General features: G+C 51.3%; 2 protein-coding genes. One reads left to right on the forward strand and one right to left on the reverse strand.

Annotated elements, in window-relative coordinates:
• Nucleotides 1–36 precede the first annotated feature (36 nt).
• A complete protein-coding gene (locus tag ABYT30_RS18705) occupies nucleotides 37–1,179 on the reverse strand; it encodes a 3-deoxy-7-phosphoheptulonate synthase (RefSeq protein WP_373079451.1) in 1,143 nt (380 codons plus the stop codon).
• 136 nt (nucleotides 1,180–1,315) lie between these two features.
• Here ABYT30_RS18705 and ABYT30_RS18710 point away from each other — a divergent pair.
• A partial coding sequence (locus tag ABYT30_RS18710; RefSeq protein WP_373098036.1) for an ABC transporter permease occupies nucleotides 1,316–2,055 on the forward strand: 740 nt, incomplete at its 3' end.

The following is a 2,055-nucleotide window of genomic DNA, read 5'->3' on the forward strand; positions in this document are numbered from 1 at the left end:
AATCGAGCACGAAATTTTACGACGCAAGTCGTTGAATTAGGCGTCGGGCGTCTGACGTCTGACGTCTGACGATCCGTTCTGCCAAACTGCTACTCGCTCCAAATACGCCTTCCTCGCAATCTCCATGTCTTTCAAAAATGGTTCTAGCTCATTGAGTGTTAAGGCTTGCGGGCCGTCGACTAGCGCTTTGGTCGGGGCGGGGTGGAAATCGACTAATACCATATTGGCGCCAGCTAATACCCCTTGCGCGGTCGCGTGGCAAAGCTCTAAAACCCCATCAGGTGCGACGTCGCGGCTGCCTACCGAGTGAGAGGGGTCGATACACACGGGCATTCTGGTTAGGCGCTTTACTGTGGGCACCTGCGCAAAATCCACCATATTGCGGTGGGGTGCGCCGAATTCACTTTTCATGCCACGTAGGCAAAAAATGACTTGGCTATTGCCCTCACTGGCTAAATATTCCGCAGCGTTTAATGATTCATTTAGGGTGATCCCAAAACCGCGCTTCAACAGGGCGGGGTATTCACTTTGTTTACCAATAGCCTTGAGCAGTTCAAAGTTCTGAGTATTTCGGGTGCCGATTTGCATGATTACGCCGCAGGGGCGGCCAGCATCGCCGAGCGCTTTATCAATTTCGTGCATATGACTTTCATGGGTGACTTCCATGGCGATGACTTTGATGCCGTATTTACCGGCTAGATCAAAGACCCAGGGTAGGCACTCTTTACCGTGGCCTTGAAATGCGTAGGGGTTAGTGCGGGGTTTGTAGGCCCCCATACGCGTGCAGTTCAAACCATTTGATTGTAAAGCGCGGAGCATTTCTTCAACATGTTTGGGGTTATCTACGGCGCACAGGCCTGCAAATATGTGGAGCGAATCCTGATCGAAGCTGAGGTCTTGGTAGTGGAAGCCGCTGCGTCCGCCTTGCGCCTTATGGCGGCCGAGAATGCGGTATTCCTCAGAGATCCTTATGACTTTTTCTACCGCCGGAAGGCTTTCAATCTCGTCGATATCCAGCGCGTGAGTGTCGCCGAGTAAATAAATTTCTCTGAGGCTTTGTAGCTGGCCGCTGACCTCATGTTGTTTGATTGTTATCCCTGGTAGCTGCTGTAGATGGCTCATGGTTTTCTTAAAGGCTGGATCTGACTCCTGAATATTCGGATGCAGTATAAGTAACATTAAAATCTCCTTGAGCGAGCGTTCATATGCGCAGGTCGACAAAGAATGCAAATAGCGTAAATATCTTTGCTCATAATTCCCGTACGCAATGATAGTATAGGCAATGATTTACGATCTGGATTACGAATAACTTCCTATGGCTGTGCCCTTATATTTACGCATTGGTATTCGGTATTTTCGACGCGCATCGGGAAACGATCGTTTTCTCTCCTTGGTCTCTTGGTTCTCGCTGCTTGGCATGTTGATTGGCGTGGTGTCACTGATTGTCGTGATGTCAGTGATGAACGGTTTTGAACGGGAATTACAGCAGCGGGTCTTGTCGGTAGTGCCCCACGGCTATATTGAAGGTCCCCAGCGGCGCTTGGCGAATTGGCAGCAGTATGCAACTACGCTCGCTGAAACCCCAATGGTTAGCGGCGTTGCGCCCTATGTAGGGGGGAAAGCGATGCTGGCGGTATTTAAGCGTCTGCGCGGTGTGTCGCTGTATGGTATCGATCCGGAGCAGGAGCGCCGGGTTTCGGCGGTCGCAGAGCACATGATCGCAGGTGAATACCTAAGTGGCGATGGCGGGCAGTATCAAATTATTATCGGCGATATTCTTGCTCGCCAACTCGGTGTGAGTATCGGCGATGGCCTGACCGTTATTCTACCCAAAGTGACGGTAACCCCGTTTGGCCTATACCCTCGTGAAAAAGAATTTACCGTTAGTGGTGTGTTTAGCGCGGGAGCGCAGCTTGACGGTACTAGTGCCTTTATTCACATTGGCGACGCTCAGCGCTTATATCAGCTTGGTCATGATGTTGAAGGCTTGCGCCTGCAGTTGACGGACATGTTTGCCGCGCCGCAATTGCTACCTGTGCTAGCCGCGGAGTTGCC

Origin of the sequence: Zhongshania sp., assembly GCF_041623545.1 — a bacterium.
Lineage (GTDB): Bacteria > Pseudomonadota > Gammaproteobacteria > Pseudomonadales > Spongiibacteraceae > Spongiibacter.

Coding starts and splice junctions, on each gene's coding strand:
- ABYT30_RS18705 (WP_373079451.1), bottom strand. CDS start 1,179: ATGTTACTTATACTGCATCCGAATATTCAGGAGTCAGATCCAGCCTTT.